The organism is Ruegeria sp. AE4 (assembly GCF_056542185.1).
The window spans coordinates 1-4,323 of record NZ_JBQFZK010000039.1 but is presented as its reverse complement, the minus strand read 5'-3'; the positions used below and the strand labels follow the sequence as shown (position 1 = coordinate 4,323).

The following is a 4,323-nucleotide window of genomic DNA, read 5'->3' as shown; positions in this document are numbered from 1 at the left end:
TATTGAGTTTTTTGTGTGGATTACCTGCTGCGCCAGGCCTGTGTGCGGGCCAGGATGCCTTTTGATGCCATCAGATGAAAGATCCGGGCGGCTGCGTTGGTGTAGAAGATCATCATGCCCATTGCGGCTGCGGGTGCGATATCCCCGGCATCATCCATGTTCAGCACCGCGATGGACGCGAGTGTGGTTTTGGGTGAGTAGAGGAACACAACCGCCGACACGGTCGTCATCGCGTTGACGAACAGATAGATCGAGATGTCCAGCACCGCAGGCAGGCAGACCGGCACCGTCACGCGGGCAAACAGCTTCATTGTCGGCTGTTTGAGAGAGGCCGACACCGACTCGAACTCTTTATCCATCTGCTTGAGAGCGGTGACCGCCGTCAGGTGCGATACGGTATAGAAATGCGTCACCGTGCAAACCACCAGGATCGCCATGGTGCCGTAGATCGCATTGAACGGATTGGACGGGTTGTTGAAGAAGAAGATATACGACAGTCCCAGAACCATGCCCGGGATGGCCATCGGCAGCATGGCGAACATCTGAAAGATCGACCGCCCGGTTTTGAAGCCGTTCGATTTTTCCACCAGATACGCCCCGAAGAAGACAACCGTCGTGCCGATCACCGCCGTCAGGAAAGCCAGTTTGATCGAGTTGAAATACGATCCCCAGCCGCCGCCATCCATCTTGTCGAACTGGTAATTCTTGAGGCTCAGGCTCAGATCGTAGGGCCAGAACTTGATCAACGCCGCAAACTGACACACGGCCAGAAGACCAACAATGAACAGGCCGATCAAACTGCAGTAGATCAGGAATATGCGATCAGTCTTTGGGTTTGGTGTTGCCTGATATGGAACCGAGCGCGCAGACAGCAGCGCCACCTGCTTGGACTGAACCATCCGGTCGATGGCAAAAGCCAGAATTGCGGGGATGACCAGAACCACCGAGACCACGGCGCCCATCTCAAAGTTCTGCTGGCCGATCACCTGTTTGTAGATATCCACGGCAAGCACGTTGAACTGGCCGCCGATCACCTTTGGCAGGCCAAAATCGGTGATCACCAGATTGAACACGACAAAGGCTGCGGAAATCAGGCCATAGCGCGCGCCGGGTATGGTAACGGTCCAGAATGTCCGCCAGGGGGTTGAGCGCAAGCTGACAGCGGCCTCGTACAACCGCGCATCCGATATCGCGAGCGCGGTCGATATGATCAGGAACGCGTGTGGAAAGGTAAAGAAGACCGATCCGATCACGATGCCTATGGGGCCGTAGATACTGGCGCCGAACAGCAACTCCTTGATCATCCCCTGATTGCCGAACAGGTAGACCAGCGCGATGCCCGGCAGCAGCGAGGGAACCAGAATCGGCGCCATCGCGATCAGGCGAAAGACCCCCTTGAACCGCATGCAGCTTCGGTTCAGCGCATAGGCAAACCAGAACGCCAGCGTCACCGTAACGATTGTGCTGACAACCGAAATCCAAAGGGAGTTCTTGATCGAGTTGAACAGGGCCGGGGTTGAGAAGTAGTTGATGAAGTTGCCCAGACCCCGCGCTTGAACCGGCCGCATCTGCACCCGGCGGAACGTGTTGGAATCAAGCTCGACCCAATCGGTGCCTTCGTTCAAAGTCGACCCGACCAGAAAGCGCCCGGCCTCCGTCGTGTTCCGCATCTGGTACATGACCGGGCTGCGAAAGCTGAAATCCGGAAAGAACCCGGTCACCGGCAAACGCCCGTCCGAGCCGGTTGTCAGATCGGTGTCGGAATACACCCCCAATTGCCTGTTCAGTTCGTCAGCCGTCAGGATCGTTCCGTCGAACACACCCGCTTCATCACTGACCTGAAACTCATACTGGGACAGCTCGACCCGGTAGGTCGAGAAGGACTTGGAAAGCATCGTGTAAAGCGGCAGCGCCAGTGTCACGATCAGATAGAGCGCGATCACCATCATGCTTCCGCGCATCAGGATGTCATCGCGGCTGAGCCTGGGCCTGATATCCGGCCCGACAGGCAATGTGTCGTGATTGGTCGACATCGTGCTCATGCCGCAGCCTCCGGAAGGTCAAACGCCATCAGGCGGTTCTCGGGAAGCTCGATCACCATGCTGCACCCCTCTTCCAGCTCAAGACGACGCACGGCGTTGATCGAAAAATCCGCGATCAGTTCAGAAGATCCGAACCGCTCGTTGTTCAGGCGGCAGCGCCAGAACGAGCCCAGAAACTCCATTTCATCAAGCGTGACCTCGATGCAGTTCCGATTGCCGCCCGTGTCAAGATAACCAGCTTCATGAGGGATGATGTCTTCGGGACGAATGGCTGCGATGACCGGAGTGCCATCATTGAACGTGTGGCTGAGGCAGGCAAAGGTCTTTTCCCCGACGCTCAACCGCCCGCCTTTGGTGACCTGAGATCGGATCTGGTTCATTTCACCGATAAAGTCGGCCACGAACAGGTTGGCCGGTTCGCGGTAGATCTCCGTGGGCGATCCGACTTGTTCAATCACCCCGTGGTTCATCACCACGATGCGGTCGGCCATGGCCAGCGCTTCTTCCTGATCGTGCGTCACCATCACGGTGGTCACACCCAGCTTGCGCTGCAATTCCTTGATCTCATGCCGCAGGTGAACGCGCACCTTGGCGTCCAGCGCCGACAGGGGTTCGTCCAGCAGCAGCAAACCGGGATTGGTTGCAATGGCGCGGGCCAGCGCAATCCTCTGCTGCTGGCCCCCGGACAATTGTGCCGGGTATTTCCTGCCCTGATCCGGCAGACCAACAAGGTTCAACAGCTCGCTCACCCGAACCGCGATATCCGACTTGCTGCGGCCCGTGTTTTCAAGGCCAAATGCGATGTTCTTTTCGATCGTCAGGTTCGGGAACAGCGCATAGGACTGAAACACAATCCCGAAATCGCGCTCGGACGGGGGCAGGTTGGAGACGTCCTTGCCATCCTGCATAACCGTACCCTTGGTCTGCAGATCCAGCCCGGCAATCGCCCGCAACAAGGTGGTCTTGCCGCAGCCGGACGGGCCAAGGAAACAAATGAATTCACCTTCTTTGATTTCAAGAGAGATGTCCTTGAGTGCCAGAAAGCTGCCGAACGCTTTCCACAAATTCTGGATGCTGAGATACAGTTCACCGGGTGGTGTTTTCTGAAGCACGGGAGAGGTCCTCACATCTGCACCTCGGGCACGACCGATCCTGGCCGGTGCGCGCCGGGTGAGTTGGTTGTGTTGGTGGGAACAAGAGAGTGGCGGGCAGGAGAGGCACAAAAGCCCCTCCTGCCAATGGAATTATTTCGCTTCAGACTTTCCGTCATAGCGAGACTGCCATTCCTTCAGGATTGCCGCGCGATTGTTGGCGGCATACTCGAAATCATTGTTGATCATCGCATCCAGAAGACCTTCTGGGAAGTGTTCAACCGGTTTTGCAACGCCGGGATACGCCACGACCGCATAGCCGGTATTGTACATCTCGTTGGCCTCTTTGGTGACGGTGAAGTCCACCAGCTTCTGCGCGGCTTCCAGATTTGCGGTACCGGCCACAATCGCGGTTGCTTCCATGTCCCAGCCGACGCCTTCCGAAGGCACAATGATCTCCAGCGGTGCACCATCAGCTTTGGACTTCGCCCCACGGAACGCAAAAGAAATACCAATCGGGATCTCGCCCGCCGCCGCCAGTTTGCAAGGCTTCGAGCCGGAATGGGTGTAGCGCGCAATATTCTCGTGCAGCGCATCCATGTATTCCCAGCCACCTTCTTCGCCAAACATTTGAAGCCAGCTGGACACATCAAGGAACCCCGTGCCCGAGGAATTCGGGTTCGGCATGATCACCTGATCCTTGTACATCGGATCAGTCAGGTCCTTCCACGAAGTGGGCGGCTTCAGCCCGGCCTTTTCCGCCTCAACCGTGTTGTAGCAAACCGAGGCAACCCAGGCGTCCATGCCAACCCAGGCAGGCGGGTTGTCACCATCGACGAATTTCGCATCCAGCTTGTCTACGCCAACCGGGGCATAAGGCTCCAGCATCCCTTCGGATTTCAACAGCAGCAGAGAGGTCGCCGCCAACCCCCAGACCACATCCGCCTGTGGGTTGTCACGCTCAGCCAGCAGCTTCGCGGTGATGATCCCCGTCGAGTCCCGAACCCAGTTGATCTTGATATCAGGGTTACTCTGGTTGAACGTCTCCGCATACCTCGCCAGATCCTCCGCCTCGACAGCGGTGTAAACTGTCAGTTCCGTCTCCGATGCCGCAACCGTCGCAGTCAGTAAACCGACCGCCAATGCCGAATAAAATGATGTCGTCCGTTTCATGGTTTTCCTCTGTTGGT

Annotated in this window: 3 protein-coding genes; all 3 read right to left on the bottom strand. The window is 57.1% G+C overall.

The features are described from left to right. Positions 1-20 precede the first annotated feature (20 nt). On the bottom strand, positions 21-2,042 hold the full coding sequence (locus tag ACR0EK_RS20180) for a putative 2-aminoethylphosphonate ABC transporter permease subunit (protein ID WP_480484610.1): 2,022 nt from the start codon (positions 2,040-2,042) through the stop codon (positions 21-23). Continuing rightward, positions 2,039-3,154, bottom strand: a complete 1,116-nt coding sequence (locus tag ACR0EK_RS20175; protein WP_267365559.1) for a putative 2-aminoethylphosphonate ABC transporter ATP-binding protein — start codon at positions 3,152-3,154, stop codon at positions 2,039-2,041. The genes ACR0EK_RS20180 and ACR0EK_RS20175 overlap by 4 nt, the downstream gene beginning before the upstream one ends. A gap of 132 nt (positions 3,155-3,286) precedes the next feature. Next, on the bottom strand, positions 3,287-4,306 hold the full coding sequence (locus tag ACR0EK_RS20170) for a putative 2-aminoethylphosphonate ABC transporter substrate-binding protein (protein ID WP_480484969.1): 1,020 nt from the start codon (positions 4,304-4,306) through the stop codon (positions 3,287-3,289). Between the last annotated feature and the right edge of the window lie 17 nt (positions 4,307-4,323).

What these genes read in the sequence shown, in the direction of transcription:
- ACR0EK_RS20170 (WP_480484969.1), bottom strand. Translation starts at nt 4,306, where the DNA reads ATGAAACGGACGACATCATTTTATTCGGCATTGGCGGTCGGTTTACTG.
- ACR0EK_RS20180 (WP_480484610.1), bottom strand. Translation starts at nt 2,042, where the DNA reads ATGAGCACGATGTCGACCAATCACGACACATTGCCTGTCGGGCCGGAT.